Genomic DNA, 22743 nt, shown 5'->3' on the forward strand with positions numbered 1-22743 from the left:
TTACTGCTCCCGAGCGGCGGCGGCGCCCGCAGCGTCGCGCGCATCGCGATCGCGCTGTCGCATCAATCCGGCATAGTTGGCCGACAGGTTCGCGGCGCCCAACGCGGCCAGATAGGATTGCCGCATTTGCGCGCGCTGCCGCAGGACCTCTTCCCGAAGATCGCGCAACTGCTCGATCCCCTTGGTAAGGATGCGCGTCTGGCAAATACTGGTATTGGCCGCGTCGGCCGCACCTGCAGCCGTCGTGCCGCGTTCAGCATTGCTGAGAGCAAAGTCGATCGAACGGGTGAGATCGTTCAGCATCTGGTAGGCGAGCGTCAGGGCGACCAGTTCGTCGGTGTCGCCGATCACGGAACCTGCCACTCCTTGACGCACACCCCATTCGAGCATGCGGTAAACCGGCAGAGTGCTGACATTGGCGACGAACTGCCTTTCCTCGGCCGTCAGCGCCGCGCGCGTGCGGATTTTGGTGGCGATGGAATCCATGCGGGTGCGCGCCAGTTCCAACGCACCCTTGCCACCATCATTCGAGCAGTCGGCGGCCGTCGCGGGGATGTTGAGCGCGCGGCGCTGGACGCGGCCGCTCAGGAAATCATCCGGGGACTCGGTATCCTGACGCGGACAGGCGGGGATCGCTGAGAACAGCGGAACCTTGTCGTTCGGATCCCAGCGCATGTAGACATCGCCCACACGTGCCCGCATCACCTCCGCCCAGTCGCCGGCGCCAACGCGCGAGGCCGCATGGGCGAGCAGCGATCCGGTTCGGAAGATGTCGGTGACCTCTGCCGGGCAGTTTTCCAGCGCATCCTTCAGATCTTCGGTCGGATTGTTGTTGTTCGCCTGGATCTTCTCGCGGCTCTGCTGGTAGCTTTTGGCAAAGCCCTGCTTGACGGAGCGATAGCCGGTCATCTCCTCGATGATGCCGCTCATGTTATCGTCGCCCTTGGCGATCTGGACCATGCGATTGGCGAGGCGGCAATCATTGACCTGGATGGAGTTTAGGAAGTTGGTGGCAGCTTCCATCTTCGAAATGATGTTCCCCATCTTCTCGTCGAGGGTCTCGAGCAGATACTGGAACGCGACCGCAGGCGCGGCCTGGAGGATGCTTTCGAGCTTCTGGACAAGGTAGTCCGGGTCCAGAAAGCTCATGCCGCCAAGGAACATGTCGATGCCGCCACAGCCGGCCTTCACCTTGGGCAGACTCAGCGACATGAGATAATCATTGTGCACGTCGACGCGGCCCGACATTCCGCCGGCGGTCAGATATCCCCGCGTCTGATCCTCGAAGCTCCCCGGGCTGGTATAGGTCACATTATCGAACCAGCTCTCGGCCCAACTCTGGGCATGCGCGGGAGCGGTTGCGCCGCAGGCGGTCACAACGGCGATCAGGGAAACACTCAGACGCGACAAGAAGCGAGACATGGCGGATGTCCTCGGATTGGAGCTGTGACCGGGAGGAATGAGCCCGCCATGCTCAGTTCCTCTTCGAATGGAGCGGCGGTGATGCTGCGACACCGACGATGCCGGTGAACTTGGCCATCGCCCGCACGCCGACGTCCGGCCTCACACCGGTCATCATCTTGAAAGCCAGGTAGATGTTTCGGGCGAGGTTCACGCTATGATCGGTCCCAATCGCGATCGGGATAACGCGATTGGGATCGTTCGTGGCCCGCGCCCACGCCACTGGATGTCCGACCCAAGGCAGCCCCAGCCTGCCCGATCGTACCATCGCCTCCTCACGCGAGAGGACATCGACATTCACGTCATACTGACGGCGCAAGGTCTGGAGCTTGGTCCACAGATCCGCGCACGGCGCACATCCCGGCGCTGTCGTCATCTCCACGACGAAGGCGGGCGCATCGCCTTTCAGCGTCGCACCGAAATCCGGAGGGAAATCGCGGGTGAGGGGGACGCGCGACAGCCAGGCTTGCATAGTGGATGGATCGGCTACCGGATGGATCGCGGCACGCCGGGCCGCATCCTGGGAAATAGGTTGAGCGGTCGCCATTTCGGCAGTCATCCCGCCAATCACGATGCCCGGTATGCCGAGAAGAAAAATGAGCGGTGCTCTCATGGCCGTGGCCCCCGAGGATCGACGAGATTGCCACCGACCATGTCTCCCGCGGCGGCACGCGGATCACTGGCCGAGACTGGCCCCAGACCCAGTGCGTCGAAGAAGCCGCCTTCCTCTCCTGCGCCGGTCATGAACTGCTCCGGCCGGATGTCACCAGTCAAAAGGCGCACGGCCTGATAGGCCATCTGCGCAAGGTTCGGATAAGCTTCCACCCCGCTCGCGATGATCATGCGCTGTTGGCTGTTACGGCGAATGATCATCGTGGTTGGGGTCACCTCAACCCCAAAGCGCTGCCCGAGCTCCGGGCGGCGATCGATGTCCATGAGCGTCACCTGCCAGCCCATTTCATCCTGGAAACGTTGAACAATGGGCCACTGAACACGGCAATAGCCACACGAGGTTCGGCTGAACATGACCAGCGCGAACTCTCCAGCATGTGCACGCAGATATTGGCGACGCGTGTCATCTTTGTAGGCGAGCAGCTCATCGCGTGCATCACCGACCATCGGATTGGCGGACTTGGAGTTCAATTCGGGATGCTGGAGCATCGCAAGCTGCGTCACGCCGGCGAACGCGCGAGCCTTGCGCCGCGCGAAATCCTCGAGCCGCCAGAAGTCGGCTACGGCATCCACTGTGAGCACGGTTGCGGCATAGTCGCGCTGCTGCTCGATGAGCTTTCGGATTTTGGGCGGCGTCCAAGTCGCGAGCTCCGCCATCGGGGGGATGGCGGGCTTGACCAGAGCATCCTCGTCGGCAGGCTTCGGCTTGGCCGGCTCGGGTTTTGGAGCGTACCACCAGTAGCCCTGCCGCGCCGGTTCGGTCCGCATTTGCGCGGATGCCGATAGTGGCGCAAGTCCGACCGCTGCGGCGGAGATGAAGGTGATCCCCTTCATAGCACGCGCTCCATCCTGGTCAGCCGTCCGATCGAGACCGGGCCATAATAGCGGCTGTCGAAGCCATTCGGATGCCGTGAGCCGACGAATATGAACCCGGCCGGGATCAGCCGCTCAGTGGGTCGATAATGCTCGATGCGCTGTCCGTTGCGGCCTATAGGCTTGCTCACGCCCAGCAGGCGATCGTTGCAGTAATACCAGCCATCCCATTGCCCATGCGTCATCGAAGGCTTCTCGATCATGTCGAGCCGATCGCCGGGCATGCAGAGCGCATACTTAGTGACGGCAACGGGCTTCGGACCGGCGAGCGGATGCGAGAGGACGAAAGAGACGAGGTCGCCTTTGTGGATCGAGCCCGGCTCGGCGCGCACAGCCCAGGCATCGATGGAAGGGCTCATCACCCAGGTGACCTGGGGAATGGCCCACCAAGTGAGCAGTCCGATGGGCAGGACGATGCAATAGACCTTGAACAGCTGCTCGGGGCGTGGCGGCTGTCCAAGACCGGAGGCTCCCAGCGTCACTGCTGCACGCAGCGGCAGGAGCTTGATCTCCTGCCAGGCCCTCTTACCGAGATTCCAGGCGAGCCTGAGCATCGCGCACCTCCTCTTTGCCGCCAAGGCGGCCATATTCTTCCAGCAGTCCCGAGAGCGCGGCATCGCCGTAGACGATGTGCGCGGCGCGCGGGCTATCGTCTTCGCGTTCGCAATATGGCTGTGTGGGATCGCCCGGGATCATCGCCAGCGCCGGGACGCGCACGATGCCATGTTGCCGAAATACTATCGGATCCACGATCAGCTGGACGTTGCGCATCGCACAGGCAGGGCCTTGGCATCCGGGATCGAGCCGCAGGATCTCGGCGGACAGCTTCGCCATCGGCGCGACCTTGGTTAGGCCGCCGGGCATGCCCCGAAACGCTAGCACGCCGTGGGCTTTCTCAAGCTGCCCTGCGTAGGTCCGCAAGGTCGCTACCGGCATCGAAGACGACACGAATAGGACCGGAACCCAGCTTGCTTTAGCAGGTGGCGCCGTCGCTTTCGCTAGTGCGGCCGTGTCCGGGGCGTCGAGTCCCAGCGCCTGGTCGAGGCGTTTCGCCATCGCCTCGCGTTCACGCGCGATGTCCGCGCGGCCGGCTTCCAGCGCCGCGCGAGCGCGCGCGTCCATTGCCGGCGCCGGGGCAGGGCGTCGCATCGCTTCAAAGGCTCGCCTGCGGATTTCCGGGCTGGCCTCGCTGGGAGTACCTGGCGTAGGGGCGCCGACATGGGGCTTCTGTTTCGCGATCGCACCCTTCAACCGATCGACAGCTGCGTCCCCCTGTTCTTCGATCTTCGCTTTTGCGCCATCAGGCCGCGTTTGGGCCTGAACCATTACGGGAACCGCCAGACCCCAAAAGGTCATGATGACCATGGGTCTGAGGCGCACGTCAGTGCCCGACCGTCTGCATATAGGCATCGATCTTGTCCTTCATGTCGACTTGGATTTCGCCCTGAGTCCGGGCCTCGATGTCGGAATAATATTCGGAGAGGTCCATCTTGCTGAAATCCAGCGCCTGGAACTCCTCCGGCGTGAAGCCGCGGCACATCGGGTTCTTCGGCGTGCCCCAGCCAATGCCGTTGAAGCTCTTGAGCTGTGGCCGGCCCTGTTCCTGGATGATGCGGCCCAGCTTCGTGTTGAAGCAGCAGTGACCACGCGACTTCTGGATGCAAATGCCGAGGATCTTGGAGCTGCAATAGCTGCCGACTTCGTGGCACATACCCGACCCGCGCAGCATGCCCACTTCCATGTCCTGCTGATCGCAACCCGAAAGCAGGAAATCCACCATGAAGTTTATAGCAAGACTGATCGCGATGGACGTCGGATCGATGCCGACGATGATGGCGTTGGCCCCGGCGCTCGCGGCTTGGCTTGCCGTCGCGCCAGCCTTGAACGCTGTGTAGGCAGCCTTCATCCCGGTGAACACGCCCTTCGCGACAGCGATCTTGGTCCCGATCGAAGAAATCGACCCGCCCATGCCATCCTTGACGATCTTTCCCTTATCCTTGCAGCAATTGGAAAAGGTCGTCTTGAGCCCGGGCGGCCGACAGCGCATCGCGCGCCCAGAGAAGATTTCGATATTGCCGAGGCACGCGCCCGTGGCATCTAGCTCGCCATCAGCGGGTACCCCGGGATCATCCGTGACCGGTTCATCGGCGATGGGCGCCGACACAGGATCGGTGCACGCATTGGGGGAGCAGGTCGGCGTACCGCCGATCGCCGGAGCCTTGCAGGCATAGGATGGCCCGAGCGGACATGCATAGCCCGCGGTCGCGTCGCCGGTGCAGGTGACGGATTGCAGCGGGCATTGCCAGGTCGCGTCGACCGCCAGCGTGCAACTCGCAACCTCGCCGGGATCCGAGGCATCGCCATTGCCATTGAGATCGGCCGCACACATCGACTGCGCATGGACGGGCGCATTGAACGCAGCCCAGGCGAACGCGGCGATCGCAAAGTTGCGGACTCCGCGCGGCAGAATGGAATTGGCGGACATCAGCGCGCCTCCGAGGTGCAGATCATGTCGGCGCCACCGAGTCGCACGGTCTGCATCATCACCACCGCCTCGGGAAAATCGTCGAGGCAGCCGCAATCCGAGACCATTTCCTCACCGGCACCCAGTGGACATTGGCTGACGCCCGCGCTGGTGGTGCAGCTATGATAGAAGGTGTCGTAACCGACGGGGGCGTTCTGCTTGGCGCCTACGACGCCATCCACGGCGACATCGCTGTTAGCCTTGGGCGCGCGGGTCTTGCAGATGGCTTCGCATGCCGGAACCGAACCGCGATCGGGTAGCCCAAACGCACTGCTCGAGGTCGAATAGCTGCCGTCCTTGGCCTTCACCCGGTCGGCAAGCAGCGTCTCGGTTGAATGGTCGATGATATAGGCGCCGCGGCTCAGATCGGGCTGCGGCAGCGAACCATTGTCGAACGTGCAACGATAGCGGCGTTTCCGTTCGAACCAGGGCCGAGTCAGGCTGAGCGAACAGGCGCCGCTTTCGAACAGCCGCGTCTGCGCGAGCGGCGTGAGCCCTGTCGCCACGCCCGATTTGACGGTGTCGACGCCGTCGACGGTTTCGTCAAAGAGTTGGCACTTACTATCGGTGGCGTTGCCGGCGCAGAGGTCGACCAGCTTCTCTGTAGGCTGGCAAGAGAGATCGACGTTGGCGTGCACCATCGCGAAGGCCTCGCCGCCGCCCGAAACCGCGACGCGTAGCCAAATCTCATGGTCACCTTTGCCGAGCCATGGCTTGAGGTCGAGGTTCGGATAGGAATAGAAAGTGCTCTTGCGCTCGCACTTTCCCGGGGGATAGCCCATGTCGGTCCACGCCGACGGACCAGAGAAGACGAGCTGGCCGTCAACGCGCACCTGCCCCCAGTCGTCGGCGAACCAGTAAAGCAGGCGCACATCCTGAAGCCGGTCGGGGTCGGCAACATGGAGGGTCATGCGAAAATCGTAAAAGCTGCAACTGCCGCTGAGGCTATTGTCGGACGGTGAGCCCATGACGAAAGCCAGGGAGCCGTCGCCATAATCGTAGGTGTCGTAGCCGCCGGCCGTTCGGGCGATGATATCCTCGGCCTTGACCGCATTGAGCGACACTTCGCGTGTTATCGTGCATGCTCGGTCCTGAACCGCCTGACCAATGCCGGCGGTGGACCCCTTGAGGGTTTGGAACATGCTGTTCGACGATGAAGCGACGGCAGCGTCGTTCTGGAGTGCGGTAGGGTTGGAGCGATAGGCGGTCTGCGGCAGCGACGGGTTAGTGGTGCAGGCCGTACTCTGCGCGCCGATGTAGCGGATGACCGGGCCGTCGATCAGGGCCTGCGCAACCCCGATGCGTGGATCGGCAGTGGTGAGCGCGCCGATTACACCGCCGCCAAGGTCCTTGAGCACCGATGCGAGATTGCCCCAGATAAGGTTCGCGCCGCAGCTGTTATTGACGCAGTAGCAGCCGGCAAGCTCGGTGAGGTCGACCTCCGACAGCTTGAGATCGCCCGAGGCGTTCGTGTCCCATTTGTAGGAGTGGCACTGGTTCCACGTGCCTGGCTGACAGCCGATCACACCATTGGCACAGATACCCGAGACGGGCATGGGCAACGTCAGCGTCTGGTCGACTGTGCCATCGAGATCCTTGTCGCGCGAGACGCGCAACGTGCCGATATCGCCGCTGCTTGCCGGCTGCGCGAGCAACTCGAGCAACGTCGCGGTTTTCTGGCAGGCGATGCTGGGGTTGAACGTCTTGCTGTTGTCGATGGTCGCGATCGGCTGTCCGGCAAGACCTGGGGTCAGATAATTCTGTTGCAGCGTGTCGCTATCAGAGGTTTTGGCGCGAGAGGCTTCGGCCGCGGCGCGCGCGCGGTCCTCAACGCTCTGCGCAATGGCGGGCGTCGTCAGAAACATCGCCGATGCCAGAAGGAGGAGTTCGCCCTTCATGGTTCGCGAACCTCGACGATACGCGAGCGGCGGCGAAGGCGGAACAGTGTTCCGACGCGACAAGCCGTTGCTCCGGGCGATATCAAACGGAACACGGCCTGTCCGTCCAGGGTGGTCAGCGCGGCCGCCGCCACGACGCGGGCGAGGGGGGCGTGCCCTTGCCGCGGCGGGAGAGGATCGACCGCGCTGACCGGGGGCGGGACAGTGTCCAGGGGGCCTGGGGACACCATCCCGATCCCACGCCGCTCGCGGCTGCCATCCTGGCTGTGGCGGACAGACCGGGCACAGGGCCGCGCTGGCGTGGAACGGGGGGAAGGCGACCTGCTCATGGCGTGGAAACCCCCGCGCAGCAGATGACCTTTTCGAAGACCATGAATTGGGCATTGTCCTTGCCGGGGGCATGCTTGGCCGACGACCAGAGCGCGCCGGGACGACCGACATTGACGCAGGAACCGCCTTTGACGGGCTCCATGAGCTGATATTTGTAGCGCGATTTCGTCCAGATCGGCGCTGCCTTGAATGAGCAGCCGTCGGAGGAACTGATTGTGGCCGCACCAAGCCGCCCCATCATGAAGGTGCCGCGTGCGGCGAGCCCGGCCCAGGCCTCGACGGAGTCATCGAAATGGATGTCGCCGGCGATCGGGTAGGTCGCTCCCCACGACCCCATGCACCAGAAGAGCGGATCGATGACCTTGCCGGCCGCAGCCGCTGCGCTATCGGCCATGCAAGCGAGGCCCGCAGCAGGATTGCCGAACAAGATGCCTTCGGGTTGGATGATCGCGCCGAGCGTTCCCGACTGCCAGGTTGGTAAAACTTCGGTGATGAGGGCGACGTCGAACCCGTTGTCTTCCAGGCACGGGAGATCGTTGAACATGTCGAGCATCGCCCAGACCGGCGAGATGTAATAGTGCATCTGAGCGAACATCTTCCGCGTGTTCGTCCCATCCGAGATCGACGACTGGCTGCCCTGCAGCTTGCCGTGTGTCGGCATCAGATCGGCGCCGAGCGCCATCATGCAGCCGGGCTCGGTCACCACATCGATCATGCGGTTCGGCGACCAGAAGCTGACCTTCACGCCGAACCAGAAGGTCGCGCCCTTTCGGCAGGCGCAGAGCGGCTTTGAGGAGGATTGCGCGTCCAGCTCCTTCGAGAGCTTGTCGAACGTGCCGATCCGGACGCCGCCGATCGTGATCGGGAAGATGCAGGTCCAGCGCACCTTCGTGATGGGGTTGAACACGGCGCCCGCAGGGCAGGAAGAGGCGTGCGCGGGCGCGGACGGCAACAATCCGGCCAGCAGCATCGCGGCGCCGGCGGCGAGGAGACGTTTGTAGCGGCTCATCGCGATGCACTCCCTGGCGTGGACAGGCGGATTTCGGTCAACTCGAGCTTCTGGCCCACCTGCCTCACGATCACCGGGGCGACCGTCAGACCGAGCCTCTCTTTCACGCGCCCCTCGAGGATGAAGAGCGGGCGACCGACCTTTTCGCCCAGCGCGATCGGATCCGCCGCCGCGCCAGAGCCCGCAGCTAAGAGAATCCAGTCGGTTGGGGTCGCGGTCTTCAACGCCCACTCGAGCTCGCCGGCATGCACGATCACGAGCCGCTGCGGCAGCGACACATAGGTGAGCGGATTGAAAGTGAAGCCCTTCGGGTAAAGCACCCGGCCGTCGGGCAGTGTCACGTCCATGTCGAGCGTGTAGAAGGGAACCACCGAACGTCGTCGGGTCGCCATCGCGGGCGCGAGGCTCGCCGACTTCATCGCCGTCCAGCGCGAGCGCGGTCCAAATTTGGGTCCGAGATCCTTGGAAAGCGTCGCGGCCTTGGCCTCAATCTCTGCCAACGCATCGGTCTCGACGATCGGAAAGGTGCGTCCAATCGTCGACGTCTCGCCATGGGCGGCGCCAGCGACGAGTAGAGACGCGATCAGGAGGGCTGCGACGGTGCTCGCCTGAAACCACGCGACGCGTGCGGATAGCATCCGGGAATCAGCGGGCATGGCGATATCTCCGATGCGGATTACCGATCCGCTCGCGGGGCTCGCCAATGATGGCGGCGATCAGCGCGGCCGCACCGATGATGGCGAGCATGAATACGAGAGCCGCGAGCATCGTATCGAGTGGCTGCCGGCTCCGCAGGACCAGCCCGGCCTGGATCAGCAGTAGTAGATGGCTGCCGACGAGCAGGCGGATTGCAGAAGGCGCCGGGCTAGCGGAAAGGATGCCTCTCATCTCCCCCTCCATCGCCGATAGACCGACAGCAGGTGACCGGTGAGGCATGACAACCCGATCAGCATCACGCCGCTTGCGAAACAGCCGGCGCCGACGATGAGTGATCCACGGACCACAAGCGCCGTCGGTTGCTTGAGCGCGAGTCCCGCGATCAGCACCAGGCTAGCAATCATGCAAGTCTCAATGAGGACCAGCCGAAAACGCCAGCGGATGGCGTCATTCTCGCACCGGATCGCCACACGCGCCTCGATCATTCGCTCCAGCGCAGCGTCCTTCGACAGGTCGAAGGCAAATTGGTCGGGATGGGGCTTGCGTTTCAGCATCGATCTCACTCCGCTGCCTCGGCACGCGGCCCGAGAATCTCTGCCGCATCGACGCCCGCGAGTTCGCACACGGCCTCGAGCGGCGACTTGCCCAAGCGCAGCTTCGCCTCGAAGGCGGCGACTTCCTGGGGTGCGGAGGTGTTGATCCAATACGAAAATGGATCCACGACCAGCCGCGCGATCCCAAGCCCCAGCGGCGAGTCAATGAAGACTTCCGAATAGTGCGGCTTGGAATTGCGGACCGATTTCAGAAGTTCGAGAACGAAGCCTGAATAATCGAGGATCTTGTTTTCGACCGCCTTGTCGTAGGTCGATCCCTGCAGCAGGAAGCGCGTAGCAGCGTTTTCCAGGATGACCTGACCGGTTCCGCCGAACAGCAACAGGTCGTTCATCGACTGCAGAACGATGCCAAAGCTGCCTTGATATTTGCGCGCGCGCCTGTAACCCTGACCGAACGCCTCGGCGAGGCGGGAAAGGTCTTGTCCCTCGGTCTTGGTCATGAATTGTGCGGCTTCGTCGCACAGCACGAAGCGCGGACGGTCGCGCGCCGACAGATAGAGTTCCTGGGTGACGGCGTTCACCACCACCATGACGATGACATTGAACAGGTCCGGCATCGCCTTCAGGCGCTCGAGCTCGAGAACGACGAACTCGTCACTGGCGATATCGAAGGTCGATGGGCCGTTGAAGAAATGGCCGTAAGCGCCTTCGCTCGCGAAATCGCGCAGGTTGAAGGCGAGCTCGCGCGCGACGGGAACCAGATGATCGACCCGGTCGAGATCCGACGCGGCAAATTCCGGATAGGCGCCAAGCCAGGCGCGAACGGCATCGATCCCTTCCTCGGCATGGCCTTCGTCGATCGTCCACTGGACGGCCGATTTCAAGAGGTTCCACTCCGATGTTGTGACGCCCTTTCGGGTCGCGGCGTTCGCCATTTCGGCCACGATCGCGACCGCCATCGAGATCGCGGACTGCTTGTCTTCCCCGTCGAGGGCAAAACCCATATCGAACGGATTAAGAACGAGCTGCTCCTCGCCGATGTCGATGTAGCGTCCCGAGCAGAGCGTGCAGAGCTTCCGATAGCTGCCGCCGATGTCGATGATGCGGATGAGCGCGCCTTGCGCATAATATTGCTGGCAGAGATTGTTCAGCAGGAAGCTCTTGCCCGCGCCGGATTCAGCACTGACGATGAAATTGTAATTGTTGATGCGCGGGTCGAAGAGATCGAGCGTGATGAGCTGACCCTTGCGGCCCGTGTAGAGCAGGGCAGGGCGTCCACCACCGCGGAAATCGGTCTGGATCGGCGAGAGCAGCACCGCCGCCTTCACCGGCATGCGGAAATCGCGTTCCAGCATCCGCATCGTACGGTTGTCCGGATAGAGCCCGAACGGCAGGCTCAGTGGCAACAGGACGGGATTAAGATAGCTCTCCTCCTGCATCATGAAGGGAAGGGGTTCGCTCTCCCACAGCCGCTTGGCGCGCGCGGCCATTTCGCGGGCATGGGCGCTGTCGCGGCCGAACACCCAGACGGTCGGGATGACGCGGACGAATTTCGAATTGCCGGCCTCGTCCAGAACCCAGCCGATCTCCTCGATCTGCTTACCGACCTCGACCGCGAAACTGCCCGCTGCCTTTTGCGCGGAAAGGACCTGAGCGCGCTTGTGGATCTCGAACGCTGAGTGATCGAACAGAACGTTGAGCGTGTAGAGGAAGGGGCCGCCGATCTGGTCGCTGTCTTCCGCCGACCCGCGCATGCCGCCGGTCAATCGGTTGGCGCGTTCGGCGGAAATCCGCCGCGCCGGCGATTTGGGCGTCAGGCATCGCGCGACCTGGTTCCCGAGGAAGACCTCGGGACCATCGAACAGCAAATCGGGACCCGCATCGATGATCTGCTTGCGGATCGGTGGGGCCGACCCTTGCGCGTTGGCCTCGCTCGTGAAGACGCCTGGAGCGCCAGTGTAGACGCCGTTGAATATCCGGCGATAAAAAGACACGGTCTCTTCCGGCGCAAGGCGCGTTATGCCAAGCTTGTCGAGCTGCTCCTCGATCTGGCGCTTCATATCGCTCGCCATCGGCCGACGCGTCTTCACAGACAGAATGGTGCGGAAATCGCGCAGAGGAATGCCGTGCAGCGCGCGAAGGCCGTGGCGACCCATCCCGAGGTAGTCAGCCGTTCGCCGGGCGGACGCCTGGATCAGCGGATCAGGCCGGGTCTTGAGATCAAGGAAACCGTCCAGTGCACTGTCAATCAGTGGATCCGCAAAGCTGTGCAGCTGGAGTACCGTGCCCGGGTCGAAATGAATATTGAGCAACCCGAGCAGCGCCTGGTGAACGTGGGCGAACATATAAGCTGAAGGCACCAACTCCCACGCGTAGCCAAAGCCGTCATCGATGCAGAGGAACGCTTCCTCGCTCTCATCCCAGGCGACCAGCGGCAAGAAATCGGAGAACCGATCCCGCGCAACGCTTTGACGCAAGCGGGTGAAGGTCAGCCCGCCGCCATGTCGGGTTCCCGGCGCCCTCACGGGCGCGGCTCCGGAGCGGATGCAGGAGCGCCATCGTCCGAGGGTTTGTCGCGGACCTGGCCGAGCACCGGGGCCTGCGCTGCGGGCGACACGGGGTTCACCAGATAATCACCGACGACCCAGCTCGGCGCCTCGAGGATCGAATAGACGTAGCGCGGCATGTACAGCCTGTCGGGCCGCTGGCGGTCGGCATAGGGCAGGATCAGCGTCCGCACCGTCCGCGGCGATTTGAGCATTGGTGTCACCGGATCATCGATCAGGCCCTGAAGCTCGCGATAGACGCTGTCCCGGTAGCCCGCGAAGGCGCCTGGTGCGGGCGCCTGTTGACGACCTGCGCGCCCACTGGCCGGCGCAGGGGGAGCTCCATTATCCGCTGGGACGCCCTTCAGCAGCTTGCGATCGGCCGTGACAGTGGGATCTGAGCGCGAGGCGCGTCCCGCGACGGCATCTTCATACGCCTTCTCGGGATGGATGCATTGGCCATGATCGCTGTTCTTGCAGCTGAACTTTTCGGAATAGGGCGACATCACCGAACCGACGGTCGCGCAGGACGAGAGAAGCGCGAGGGCAGGGAGGAGGGCCAGGCGAACGCGCGCGGACGTCGGCCGACAGATGAAAGGTTGGGCATGCATCAGAATTTGCTCCCCGCTGTTGGCTTGATTTCGAGGGACACACCCTCTTGGATGACGACGACCACGTCCTTCGCCGCGCCGACCTCGACGATGGGTCCGGCCTGACGCGCGAGGTCGAGATAGAAGTCGGTGAGCTTGTCCGAGGACTTAGAAAGTCCGCCGGCGATGCCGGACTTGGCGGCATCGCCGGCGTCGAGCGTGCGAACCGTACCAAGCGCCGAGGTCGATGTTTCGCCGAACGTGTTCTCGACGGTCTGGGCGATGCCGCTGATGGTGCCGGCGATGAAGGTGCGCGCCAAAGCTGCCCCTGCGCGCGTCACCACCTTGCCAGAAAGACCTTTCTTCCCATCCGCGTCGACGAAAAAGCCCTTCACAGGCTGGTCGACCACTGAATGCTCATCGAAGTCGACACAGGAGAGTGAGACGAGCTGGATCTCGACGCGTTCTTTGGCGAGGCTGCCGGTGGCGTTGCCGATGACAAAGCAGCCTGACAGGTTGGCTTTGACGTCATTGGGAAGCACGGCGGGTGCCTGAACGCGCGCGATGATCGGTTCCGGGTTGGAAGTCGCGTCGCGGCTCGCCAACGCGTCGATCCCCGTCAGCAGCCTCGCCTTCATGAAACCAGGCGGCAAATAGATCGTCCGATTCTTTTTTTTCGAATCCCCCGCGCCGCCGCTCGCGGAGGCGTCCTTGGGGACGACGGGTGTCGTGGCCTGGCCAATGGCACCCACGACTTTTTCGACCGGTGGCGCGGGTGGCGCTGAGGGCGCCGACGGTGGCACCGGAGGGGCGGGAAGGCGACCGTCCGCGCTGCCGATTTCGGATGGGGAGGGCGGTGAAGGCAAATCGGGGGCGCTGCCAGGAAGCGCGGGTGGCAATGGCCCGCCATCTGCGTCACTGCCCGGAGCAGCATGAGGCGCGATCGGTGTCTTTCCCTCCTCGATCGCTGTGATCCGGTCGCCAAGGAGACTTTGGCCGTCGAGCACCTTCTTCAGATCCCCGCGCAGCTTGACCTCAAGGCTGTCTCCGCGCAGGCCAGCGCCCATGTCGAGCTTGGATGCCACCGGCGCGGTCGCGACGGGCTCATTCGAACCGCTCGCCGAATAAAGACCATAGCCCAGCACGCCGATGGCAGCAGCGACACCCAGCTGCTTGGCACGCAGTTTCTGCTGCGAGCTGAGATTGTCCCAACGTGCCCGCATGCCATCCCAGCTGGAACCGGGCGGCGGCACTTCGAGATCGATGGCGGCCTGCTCTGCAAGGCGCTGCTGATATGGGCTCTGCCCGCTCTGTTCGATCGGCGCGCCATCTTCAGGCGCGATTTCCTCGCGTTCGCCGCTCATTGGACGGCTCCCCGGCGCACCACGATCAGCCGGGCGGTGTCACCAGCGCGGAGATCCGTACGATCGAGCGTGACCGCGAAGATGTTGGCGCCCAGCGTCGAGATGAGGAAGGCTCGCTCATCGATACGCTGGGCGGTCGAGACGCGGACGAGATATTCGCTCGCGGAAAGGCCGACCCCGTCGATCGATAACCGACGCCGCTCGTGCAGAGACGCCGCCGGCAAGGAGGGCAGGGCGAAATCCTGGGCAGCGGGCGCAACCTCCGAGAAGCTTGCCGGCACGCGATCCTGCAGCAGCGAGAGCGTGATCGAAACCGCGCGCTCTTCCTCGACCAGAGGCCCGAGCAAGTCGGCATTGGCACGCGCGCGCTGGGCGGCGCCAGGCGTGAGGATCACTGTCTGCGCGGGGATTTCAGAAGGCTCAGCATAAAGCGGATAGACCGCGCCATTGCAGGTGATGAAGAATTCGGAAGCGGCCGTCGCATAGGTGCGGGTCGGCGCACCCTCGCTCTCGACCTCCTTCACCAGGAACTTGATCCAGGCGTCTGAACCCGCGCGCTCGACGGCGATGCCCTTCTCCTGCGAGAATTTGACGTCTTCGATCTCGCCGCCTTCGCAGACGACATGGTTGATATCGTGGTTCGAGAGGCGGATGCTGCTCGTCTGATCAGGCAGCGCCGTGATGGATTGCGCCTCGGCCGGGCCGGCCATCGCGGCAGCAAAGGCGAGGAGGGCGGCAGCCTGCGCGCAGGGGCGCGAAGAGCCGACCCGATCAGCGATCGGCATCGAAGTTCTCCTCGTGAAGGGACGTTAGCCAGAAGCGGCCATTCTCAAGCGCGTAGCCGATCCGTAGATTGCCGCGGAACTTGCGGATCACGCCGCCGATCACGCGCACCTTCTCGACCGGCACCAATATCTCGGTGTTGGTCGTCAGGACGGGCTGGTCAGGCCGGATGTAGGTTGCGATCGAGAGCGTCGGATTGTCGGAAAGCTCGTCGAGGATGCCGTTCAGGCTATCGCGCAGGCCATTATAAGCCGAGGGGTGCGCGATCCCGAGCAGTTCCTGGAACTGGCGATCCGCCGAATAGGCTGAATAGGTCCCCGACAGGGTGACGATGTTGCGGGTCATCATCCGCAGATATCCGGGCGATGGCGTGTTCCCGGTGACGTAAAGATCCCCACCCGCGCCGAATGGCACGACCACGGTCCGCTGGTTCTGGTTCGAGGTATAAATGAGCGCGCCCAGCACCGCCGTCACGCCGAAAAGGCCGACGATCGCGAACTTCAGGAGGCGGTTCTCCTCGAACAGGTTGGATGAGCCCTGCAGGTAGCGATGGATGCCCCAGCTCGCCGGCTTGCCGAGCAGCGGATCGGCCTGCGATCTGGCCCATGACTTGAGAAATGGCATGGCTCGCCTCACTCGTAGAAGCGGGTCTGGGTCGGACCCGGATAATGGCGGAAACGGAGCAGGCCCCAGCGCCAGGCGAGATGCGGGATGAACCCCCTCGGCTTGGTGCGTTTCCAGGGAATGAAAAGGAGAAGAGCGCCGATCAGCGTCCAGCCGATCACTCCGCCGACGATGACGGCGACGAAGATGGTCGACAAGACCAATATGAACTCGTCCGAACCAAACCAGAGGATCTGGACGGGCCGATGGAGATATTGGGGCAGACGTTCGTCCAACGCTCTTCTCCTCCTGCTTCAAGACAAACCGGCCAAGCCGGTTGTCCTCGTTCGGGCCCGGAACGGACCCAACTTGGTGGCGGCGGCGCCTTCGATGCGGCGCAGCCACGGATCGTTCAGATCACCATTCCGAAGGTCTGGAGGATCGTGTCCGATTTGATCAGGCAGACCGCGGCGACGATCGTCGGGATGCCGACCATTACGTTCGAGAACAGCCGCGACACGCCGAAGAGGAAGGCTGCGACGCCGCCGACGAAACCCAGCGGCCCCTTCACGCCTTTGTTTACGACGATGTCGTAGATGTCGTAACCGAGGTCGCCGGCAGCGGGCGCCGTGAAGGCGTGCGCGCCACCGCTCATCGCCGCGAACAGCGCCAAAGGGACGCCGACATTCGCGAACGACACCGCATGCTTGCCGATTTTCTTGATCATTCCACTTACTCCGCTTCTCGGGGAGCCGTCCGGACATTTGCCGCTCGAGCCAAATCTCGGTGGCGCCGATGGCGGCGTTGGACGGCCCCCCCGGGGAGCTCGCTGCCCTCGGCATTCCGGTCCGTTGGAGCGCCGCTTACTACGAGCATCCCGTCCAACGGCCGCCAGAAACTGCTTCCTTGCCCGGCCACCCGCTCAAGGCGACGGCTTGGCCGGTACCTTCTGCTGCTGCAGAAATTCCTCGAGCTCGCCCTGCTGGAACCCGGAAATCACGCGCCCGTCGACGATCAGCGTGGGCGTCCCACTAATCCCGATCTGGCGGACGATTTCGGCGTCAGCTTCGACCTTCGACCGTCCCGGGAGACACTTGTGGAGCTCCTTGGGCGTGGCACCAGCATAGATGGCCTTGAACTCGGCTGCCTTGTCCGGGGAGCATAGGATATGCTCGGCTTTGCCCGCGGCCTCCGGGTGGATGCCGCTCACGAAATAGACCAGGCGCCGGACGGGCTTGCCTTCCGCTTCCTTGACCGCCCAGAATTTCTCGAGCGCGCGGCAATAGGGACAATCCGGGTCGGTGAACTCGATGACCGTCGGCGCGCCCGGGGGGCCGATGACCAACGCCTTTGCGGGGTCGACCGCGCCCAGCTTGCGCCTGGTGCTCGCATCCTGCGCGAGCGCCGTCACATTGACCCCGTTCTTGTCATAGACTGCGGCAAACAGGATGTGTTCGCTTTCGGGCGCGTAGTAGATGATCTTGCCGCCAGCGATCGCCTGATAGATCGGACCTTTGACAGGCGCGGGACCAAAGTCATCGAACTTGAGGTTCGTGAAGGTTTGATGCAGTTGCTGCTCAGCCTCCGCTTCAGCTTTTGCGAGATCCTTATCCGCCGCCGATGCGGACTGCGCGAAAGTGGGACCAGCGGAAAGGCTGATGAGCGCGAGCGCAGCGCCCGCCCCCAGAGCCGCTCGCCTGGCGGCCGTCACTGCCCTGCGTTCCTGACAGGCAGCTGCGGTCGCATGAGGAGCGCCTTGTCGATCCTGACCGAGCTTCCGACCGAGACCGCCATCGGAGGGGGCAGGACGTCTGGAGACCGGGACAGTGTATAGATTTTGAACCCGGTTTCGGTTGAGCGGATCTCCGCTCGGTTCCCGATCACCGACGTGGCCGTGATCGGGCGCGGCTCCCGAGCTTCGACGAATGAACTGAACGCCGCGGCGCAGATCAGCGCTGCCATTCGAAGCGAATGTTGGTACATTGGACACAGCACCTCCTGTTCGGAAAATCGGGCATTCCGATCTTCCGTCTTCATGTTCTCCGGGTTCTGGCTGGGAGCTTGGGCTTCTCGGATTGCGCTCGCCGTTCCCCTGTCGGGATGGCGAACTCATGATCGAACGACCAAACGGTGCGCAAGAGCGAGGGCATTCCAGCAGCCGGTCAAGGCACTCGGAGCGCCGGAACCGGCTCTACTGGAGCCGCAACCGGCACTGTAATGCCGGTTTAGCAAGTGTCTTGTGCTTCATGCGCTGGCCATTTGGGCGCAATCTTCGTCTAGCGAAGGAGAAGGACGACGAGTCGGAGACTCGAAGGAAGGGCAGCCATGGCGCAGTCGCGGACCTACAAATTACGACTTTCGAGAGAGGGCATCGACCTTTTCCTTCAATGCCACTGCCGCCTCGCGCATTTGCTGCAGGACTTTATTCCTTACGGCGTGACCCTGATGGTGGCTGTTGCGTTACTGGAGTGCCAAGAGGTCTGTGAGGTCGCTGCGGAATTGGATGCTCAGCGTTTGCACCATTGTGTGGGCGATAATATCCGGTTCGTCGGATCGTCGACCGCACTTATCGATGCTGCGAGGCGCGTGTCCGATAAGCTATTGATGCAACAAGAAACTTCGACCACCCCACAAACGGGGCATCTCTATATCGTTGCACTCTTCACGCTAGCATCCGCAGACGATCGACAGCTTGTCGAGGCGTTTGAGCGTGTAGCGCCGCCGCGGCGGCGGAGCCGACAAGGCTAACAGCCTGTTTACTCCGCAAGATAAGATTTTCAAGGAAGTTCAGTAACTTCCTCTTCCAAATTGGGAAAGAAACCGTTTGACGCGGGGCGTGAATAACACCCATCGTCAAATCTCGGACTGCGCATGGGATCATCGGGCAAGTTTCAGGGAGTACCTGGACATGCCGCTTCGAAGTTCAATCCATGTAGCAGAGTCCGAACGTCTCGGCCAGATCAAGCTGATATCCGGCAAGATCATCGAGGAGCGGCGTAAACATGTACGGATGACGCAAGGTCAACTCGCGGCAAAGGTCGGCATCGGTGTGCGCTGGCTTCGTGAGATTGAGTCAGGAAACCCCAAATCAACGATCGAAAACCACTTTCGCTGCGCTTTCGCGCTCGGGATGGGCTCTTCGCATCTCGTCCTTCCGGTGATCTTTATGGAGAAAGGTATGAAATTCCCTCTTGAACTCCTTCTCGACGATCCAGCCGGAGTCGAACGGCGATGCATCGAGTGCATCGGCGACTACTATATGGAGGTCGTGGCGCGGCAGTTTAAGCCCGCCAACGAGTCTGGCCATCCTACCGCCACCTCGTGAAGACCAACCATGTCGCCCGAACCCATCACCGCGGAACGCACATACCAGCAGCTCAAGCAAGAGATCGTCGTTGGCGATCACAAGCCGGGCATCCAATTGAATCTCCAACGCCTTGCGGATCGCTTCGGCACCAGCGTCACGCCCGTGCGCGATGCCGTCCATCGCATGGTCGGAGAACGATTTCTCGAACTCCACCCGGGGGGTGGTTTCCACCTTCCCGTTCCCACGGCCGAATGGCTTCACGACCTGTATGAATGGAACGATCAGCTTGTTCGTCAGGCACTTCGCCGGCCGCTACCTGAAGAGGCGATCGTGACGCTGGCTGAATTCAAAGTCGAGCACAACGACCCCAGGCAGCTTGCTTGCTGGGCTTCGACCTTCTTTTCGCTGGTCGCCTTCCACTCCTGCAACGCTGAATTCGTTCATGCCATCGAGAACGTTTCGGACCGGCTGCTTCTTGCTCGATTAAAGGAACCGGCACTTCTCAAATCAATGTCCGGCGAAGCCGAGTCAATGGTTGCTGTGGCCAAAGACGGCTCTGCCAGCGCCATTCGGCGCGCAGTTTGGGAATATCATCGGCGCCGCCTGCGCCGGACTGATCGAATAGCCGCGGCTCTGATATCAGGGTAAGCCCAGCAGAAATATCCATATATCGAGCACTTGAACTATTAATCAGTCACAAACGCTGGTTCAGAGCACTCGGCGTTCAAATATCCTGCCAATCTGGGAGAATATAAGCTCAGATATATGCTCTTTCAGCGATAGTCTCCGCCCGCCGCAATGCTGTGGCGATTGAAGGAGATGCGAGATGGAACGAGAAAATGAACAGCGCGATGAGCTGATCGACCTCGGTTCGGTGGTCGAAGAGACGAAGGGTGCCGTCCGCGGCGGCCCCGACTTCATCGGTCTGCCGCTGAATCAGACGGGAATCATGGACGACTGAATGCCGTGCGGCGCGCACCGTGCTGCGGTGCGCGCCGGTTGCCCCTCCCGAATGAGGCTTCGAACATGCTTTCTAGCGCTGCCGGTAGCTATCGCGTTCGTGAGGGCCTCGCCTATTGCGTATCCAACGATCGAACGATCTTCCTCGACATTCTTGCTAACCGATATTTCAGTTTATCCCCAGCGCTCGACGAGATTTTCCGGCGCGTTATCTTTGAGGAACCTTCCGAGCAGGTCAAGCCGGCTGAACTGGCACGATTGGTTCGCGCGAACATCGTGGACAGCCAGGATCATCAGCTTTTCAATCATTCGTCTCGAGCGATAGAGCCGCCGCTGAGGGAACTTCGACACATTGACACGGCAACGAGCACGATATTGCTCGCGAACTGCGTTTTTGCGCAGGCGCGAGCCTCGATCAGATTGCGCAGGAGATCTCTTGCATGGCTTCCACAGTGGGTAAGAGAGCGGAGGCGCATATCGAGCGAAAGGCGATCACCTGAAACTGCCTGGCAGGTTGTGACCGACGCCTTCGCCGCGACCGTTTCTATCCGGCCGCGGTCGGACCGTTGTCTGAGCAGTTCGATCGCTTTCCTTGATGTTGGCTTCTCTCGCGATCTCGATGCGCAGCTCGTTTTCGGCGTCTATTCATGCCCCTTCTCTGCGCATTGTTGGGTACAGGCAGGCGACACCGTTCTTAATGATCGCATCGAGAATGTGAGGACTTTTACACCGATTCTGGCGATCTGATGATCACCCGCTATCTGCTCCTGATCGGCGAGACCGACGAGGCGATTGACGCAGTGGCCCAGCGGACGACGCAATTGACGGGACTTCAGATAGGCTATCGCAGTGCGAGGATACGTGTCCTTGTCGGATGCGAGGGCTCCGCTACAGCTTTGCCGGGTAACCGGGGCGTTGTCATTGGGACCCTGTTCGCCCGCTTTGGCCCGAACCGGTCCATCGCTCAAAATGATCTGGCTGAACTTGAACGGCTCGGAGCCGCCGACTTACGATGCCTACTTGAGCGCTATTGGGGATCTTACATCTACTGCGGCTCTCACGATTCCACTCTGACGATCATGCGCGATCCTGGCGCATCGCTGCCATGCTATTATGTCTCGATTGCGGGCGGCTATGCTCTCGCGTCGGACATAGAATTATTCGTTCGGTCGGGGCTGTTAAAACCCGCGATCGCGTGGGATCACATACCACGTTATCTGTGCGCCAAAGACCTTCCCTACACGGATACCGCCCTGCAGGGCGTTCGGGAAATTCTCGCCGGTGAAGCGCTCACCTATCGCGAGGGCCATTTGGAGCCAGCCAAGGCCTGGTCGCCGTGGGACCACATTGGCAACGATATCGGATCGACGGCCGAGGAGCTCTCCGAGAGACTTCGCCGAACAGTAGAGAATTGCGTTGGCGCTTGGGCGTCGCAGGCCGAGGCGAGTCTCCTCATGCTGTCAGGAGGTCTCGATTCCTCCGTGGTCGCTTCCTGTCTCGCGCGAACCAGCACTCGCCTCCGTTGCATGACGATGATCAGTGGCGACGGATACGGCGACGAGCGTGAATATGCGCAGACAATGGCGAGTTCGATTAAGGCGGACTTGGCGGAAGATCGCTATGTCATGACCGACATCGATCTTTCACGCTCTGTGGCCGGACACGTTCCGAAGCCGATTGGCTCCGCTCACGAGCGCGCGCTCTTTGCGGCGGTTGTCAGGCAATGCGCCGTGACGGGCGCCGGCGCCGTGTTCACTGGAAATGGCGGGGACAATGTATTCTATAACAGTAGCTCGGTGCGACCGTTTTTCGACCGGGCAAGATACGGTGACGGTTGGTTCGGCGCTGTCCGCACGGCTCGGGATATCAGCCGGGTTACCGGCGTGAGGCCGGCGGCCGCTGCACGGGCCATTGTTCGATTTTGGCCGAAGTTGCACCGGCGTTACGAGTGGCCGAGAGAAGTTGATTTCCTCACTCGCGAGACTGCGGAGATCGCGCGCAACTTGCCGCTCGACCATCCCTGGCTCCGTAGCCCTCGTGGCTCCGCGAGCGGCAAACAAGGTCACATCGCCCTGTTACTTCGAATGCAGAACCATATCGAGGGATATCTAAGGCCGGCCGGATTGGCGATGATCAATCCGCTCACTTCCCAGCCTGTTCTCGAACTAGCCTTGCATATTCCGACATGGCGACAGCTCGAAGGTGGCGTCAATCGCTCGATTGTTCGCCGCGCTTTCGCTGGTCGGCTCCCGGAATCCATATTAGCGCGACGTCACAAGGGCAGCCCGGGCGGATTTGCGATGGCAATCCTGGAGAAAAAGGCCAGCGAAGTAGCAGAAAGGCTTATGGAGGGGCAGTTGGCAACACGCGGCTTTATTGACAGGGACGCCGTCCGAGATGCGCTGGCAAAGGGGCCTGGCATGGGGTTTGGCTACATGCGGCTGCTCGCATTCCTCGATCTTCAGGCCTGGATAGAGCAATGGCAGGGAGTTGCATCCCGAGGATATGCGGACCTGCGAGATCCCGGCACCTTAGAGGCCGATCCGAAATTAAGGTGAGTGATATCAGCGCCTTAGCTTGACGTCTAAGGCGGTCGCTGATTCTGGAGTTTT

At 62.1% G+C, this 22743-nt stretch carries 25 protein-coding genes; 6 read left to right on the plus strand and 19 right to left on the minus strand.

The annotated features are described in order from the left end of the window. The 19 genes from K3M67_RS06190 to K3M67_RS06280 all read right to left on the minus strand — a co-directional run bounded on the left by K3M67_RS06190 (position 1) and on the right by K3M67_RS06280 (position 17575). Positions 1–1422: a conjugal transfer protein TraH gene (locus tag K3M67_RS06190; RefSeq protein WP_285832899.1), complete on the minus strand. Its 1422-nt coding sequence runs from the start codon at positions 1420–1422 to the stop codon at positions 1–3. A 52-nt stretch (positions 1423–1474) separates the two neighbouring features. After that, positions 1475–2074, minus strand: a complete 600-nt coding sequence (locus K3M67_RS06195; protein WP_285832636.1) for a hypothetical protein — start codon at positions 2072–2074, stop codon at positions 1475–1477. Continuing rightward, positions 2071–2967: a conjugal transfer protein TraF gene (locus K3M67_RS06200; protein ID WP_502958894.1), complete on the minus strand. Its 897-nt coding sequence runs from the start codon at positions 2965–2967 to the stop codon at positions 2071–2073. The genes K3M67_RS06195 and K3M67_RS06200 overlap by 4 nt, the downstream gene beginning before the upstream one ends. Further along, entirely contained in the window at positions 2964–3560 is a 597-nt protein-coding gene (locus K3M67_RS06205) for a S26 family signal peptidase (RefSeq protein ID WP_285832637.1), read from the minus strand. Before K3M67_RS06205 ends, K3M67_RS06200 begins: the two co-directional genes overlap by 4 nt. Then, entirely contained in the window at positions 3532–4362 is an 831-nt protein-coding gene (locus tag K3M67_RS06210; protein WP_285832901.1) for a type-F conjugative transfer system pilin assembly protein TrbC, read from the minus strand. The genes K3M67_RS06205 and K3M67_RS06210 overlap by 29 nt, the downstream gene beginning before the upstream one ends. Positions 4363–4387: 25 nt before the next feature. Beyond that, positions 4388–5491 (minus strand): conjugal transfer protein TraN, encoded by a 1104-nt coding sequence (traN, locus tag K3M67_RS06215; protein ID WP_502958895.1) that lies wholly within the window; start codon positions 5489–5491, stop codon positions 4388–4390. Beyond that, a complete protein-coding gene (locus K3M67_RS06220) occupies positions 5491–7428 on the minus strand; it encodes a hypothetical protein (RefSeq protein ID WP_285832638.1) in 1938 nt (645 codons plus the stop codon). The genes traN and K3M67_RS06220 overlap by 1 nt, the downstream gene beginning before the upstream one ends. A gap of 325 nt (positions 7429–7753) precedes the next feature. Next, complete coding sequence (locus K3M67_RS06225) at positions 7754–8728, minus strand: TraU family protein (protein ID WP_285832639.1); 975 nt, start codon at positions 8726–8728, stop codon at positions 7754–7756. Positions 8729–8763: 35 nt separating this feature from the next. Then, positions 8764–9423: a conjugal transfer protein TraW gene (locus K3M67_RS06230; protein WP_285832640.1), complete on the minus strand. Its 660-nt coding sequence runs from the start codon at positions 9421–9423 to the stop codon at positions 8764–8766. Beyond that, positions 9413–9655 (minus strand): hypothetical protein, encoded by a 243-nt coding sequence (locus K3M67_RS06235; RefSeq protein ID WP_285832641.1) that lies wholly within the window; start codon positions 9653–9655, stop codon positions 9413–9415. The genes K3M67_RS06230 and K3M67_RS06235 overlap by 11 nt, the downstream gene beginning before the upstream one ends. After that, positions 9652–9978: a hypothetical protein gene (locus tag K3M67_RS06240; protein WP_285832642.1), complete on the minus strand. Its 327-nt coding sequence runs from the start codon at positions 9976–9978 to the stop codon at positions 9652–9654. The genes K3M67_RS06235 and K3M67_RS06240 overlap by 4 nt, the downstream gene beginning before the upstream one ends. Before the next feature lie 5 nt (positions 9979–9983). Continuing rightward, complete coding sequence (locus K3M67_RS06245; protein WP_285832643.1) at positions 9984–12503, minus strand: TraC family protein; 2520 nt, start codon at positions 12501–12503, stop codon at positions 9984–9986. After that, positions 12500–13135, minus strand: coding sequence for a TraV family lipoprotein (locus K3M67_RS06250; protein ID WP_285832644.1), 636 nt, complete (start codon positions 13133–13135; stop codon positions 12500–12502). Before K3M67_RS06250 ends, K3M67_RS06245 begins: the two co-directional genes overlap by 4 nt. Then, on the minus strand, positions 13135–14478 hold the full coding sequence (locus K3M67_RS06255; RefSeq protein WP_285832645.1) for a TraB/VirB10 family protein: 1344 nt from the start codon (positions 14476–14478) through the stop codon (positions 13135–13137). The genes K3M67_RS06250 and K3M67_RS06255 overlap by 1 nt, the downstream gene beginning before the upstream one ends. Next, a complete protein-coding gene (locus tag K3M67_RS06260; RefSeq protein ID WP_502958896.1) occupies positions 14475–15188 on the minus strand; it encodes a type-F conjugative transfer system secretin TraK in 714 nt (237 codons plus the stop codon). Before K3M67_RS06260 ends, K3M67_RS06255 begins: the two co-directional genes overlap by 4 nt. 61 nt (positions 15189–15249) lie before the next feature. Continuing rightward, positions 15250–15885 carry a TraE/TraK family type IV conjugative transfer system protein gene (locus tag K3M67_RS06265; protein WP_285832647.1) on the minus strand — a complete coding sequence of 212 codons (636 nt, stop codon included), beginning with the start codon at positions 15883–15885 and terminating at the stop codon, positions 15250–15252. 8 nt (positions 15886–15893) lie between these two features. Next, the gene (locus tag K3M67_RS06270; RefSeq protein ID WP_285832648.1) at positions 15894–16160 is read right to left on the minus strand and encodes a type IV conjugative transfer system protein TraL; all 267 of its coding nucleotides are present in this window, start codon (positions 16158–16160) and stop codon (positions 15894–15896) included. Positions 16161–16276: 116 nt separating this feature from the next. Further along, positions 16277–16591, minus strand: coding sequence for a hypothetical protein (locus K3M67_RS06275; RefSeq protein WP_285832649.1), 315 nt, complete (start codon positions 16589–16591; stop codon positions 16277–16279). Positions 16592–16786: 195 nt separating this feature from the next. Continuing rightward, positions 16787–17575: a DsbC family protein gene (locus K3M67_RS06280; protein WP_285832650.1), complete on the minus strand. Its 789-nt coding sequence runs from the start codon at positions 17573–17575 to the stop codon at positions 16787–16789. 614 nt (positions 17576–18189) lie between these two features. Between K3M67_RS06280 and K3M67_RS06285 the strand changes: the two genes are divergently transcribed. The 6 genes from K3M67_RS06285 (at position 18190) to K3M67_RS06310 (ending at position 22689) form a co-directional block, all read left to right on the plus strand. Continuing rightward, positions 18190–18612: a hypothetical protein gene (locus K3M67_RS06285; RefSeq protein WP_285832651.1), complete on the plus strand. Its 423-nt coding sequence runs from the start codon at positions 18190–18192 to the stop codon at positions 18610–18612. Between the two features lie 160 nt (positions 18613–18772). Continuing rightward, positions 18773–19189, plus strand: coding sequence for a helix-turn-helix domain-containing protein (locus tag K3M67_RS06290; RefSeq protein WP_285832652.1), 417 nt, complete (start codon positions 18773–18775; stop codon positions 19187–19189). Between the two features lie 9 nt (positions 19190–19198). Next, the gene (locus K3M67_RS06295; RefSeq protein ID WP_285832653.1) at positions 19199–19819 is read left to right on the plus strand and encodes a GntR family transcriptional regulator; all 621 of its coding nucleotides are present in this window, start codon (positions 19199–19201) and stop codon (positions 19817–19819) included. 178 nt (positions 19820–19997) lie between these two features. Continuing rightward, positions 19998–20132: a benenodin family lasso peptide gene (locus K3M67_RS06300; RefSeq protein ID WP_285832654.1), complete on the plus strand. Its 135-nt coding sequence runs from the start codon at positions 19998–20000 to the stop codon at positions 20130–20132. Positions 20133–20197: 65 nt separating this feature from the next. Then, on the plus strand, positions 20198–20878 hold the full coding sequence (locus K3M67_RS06305) for a lasso peptide biosynthesis B2 protein (protein WP_285832655.1): 681 nt from the start codon (positions 20198–20200) through the stop codon (positions 20876–20878). Beyond that, positions 20878–22689: an asparagine synthase-related protein gene (locus K3M67_RS06310; protein WP_285832656.1), complete on the plus strand. Its 1812-nt coding sequence runs from the start codon at positions 20878–20880 to the stop codon at positions 22687–22689. The genes K3M67_RS06305 and K3M67_RS06310 overlap by 1 nt, the downstream gene beginning before the upstream one ends. Positions 22690–22743 lie beyond the last annotated feature (54 nt).

Origin of the sequence: Sphingobium sp. V4, from assembly GCF_029590555.1 — a bacterium.
In the GTDB taxonomy this organism is placed as follows: Bacteria; Pseudomonadota; Alphaproteobacteria; order Sphingomonadales; family Sphingomonadaceae; genus Sphingobium.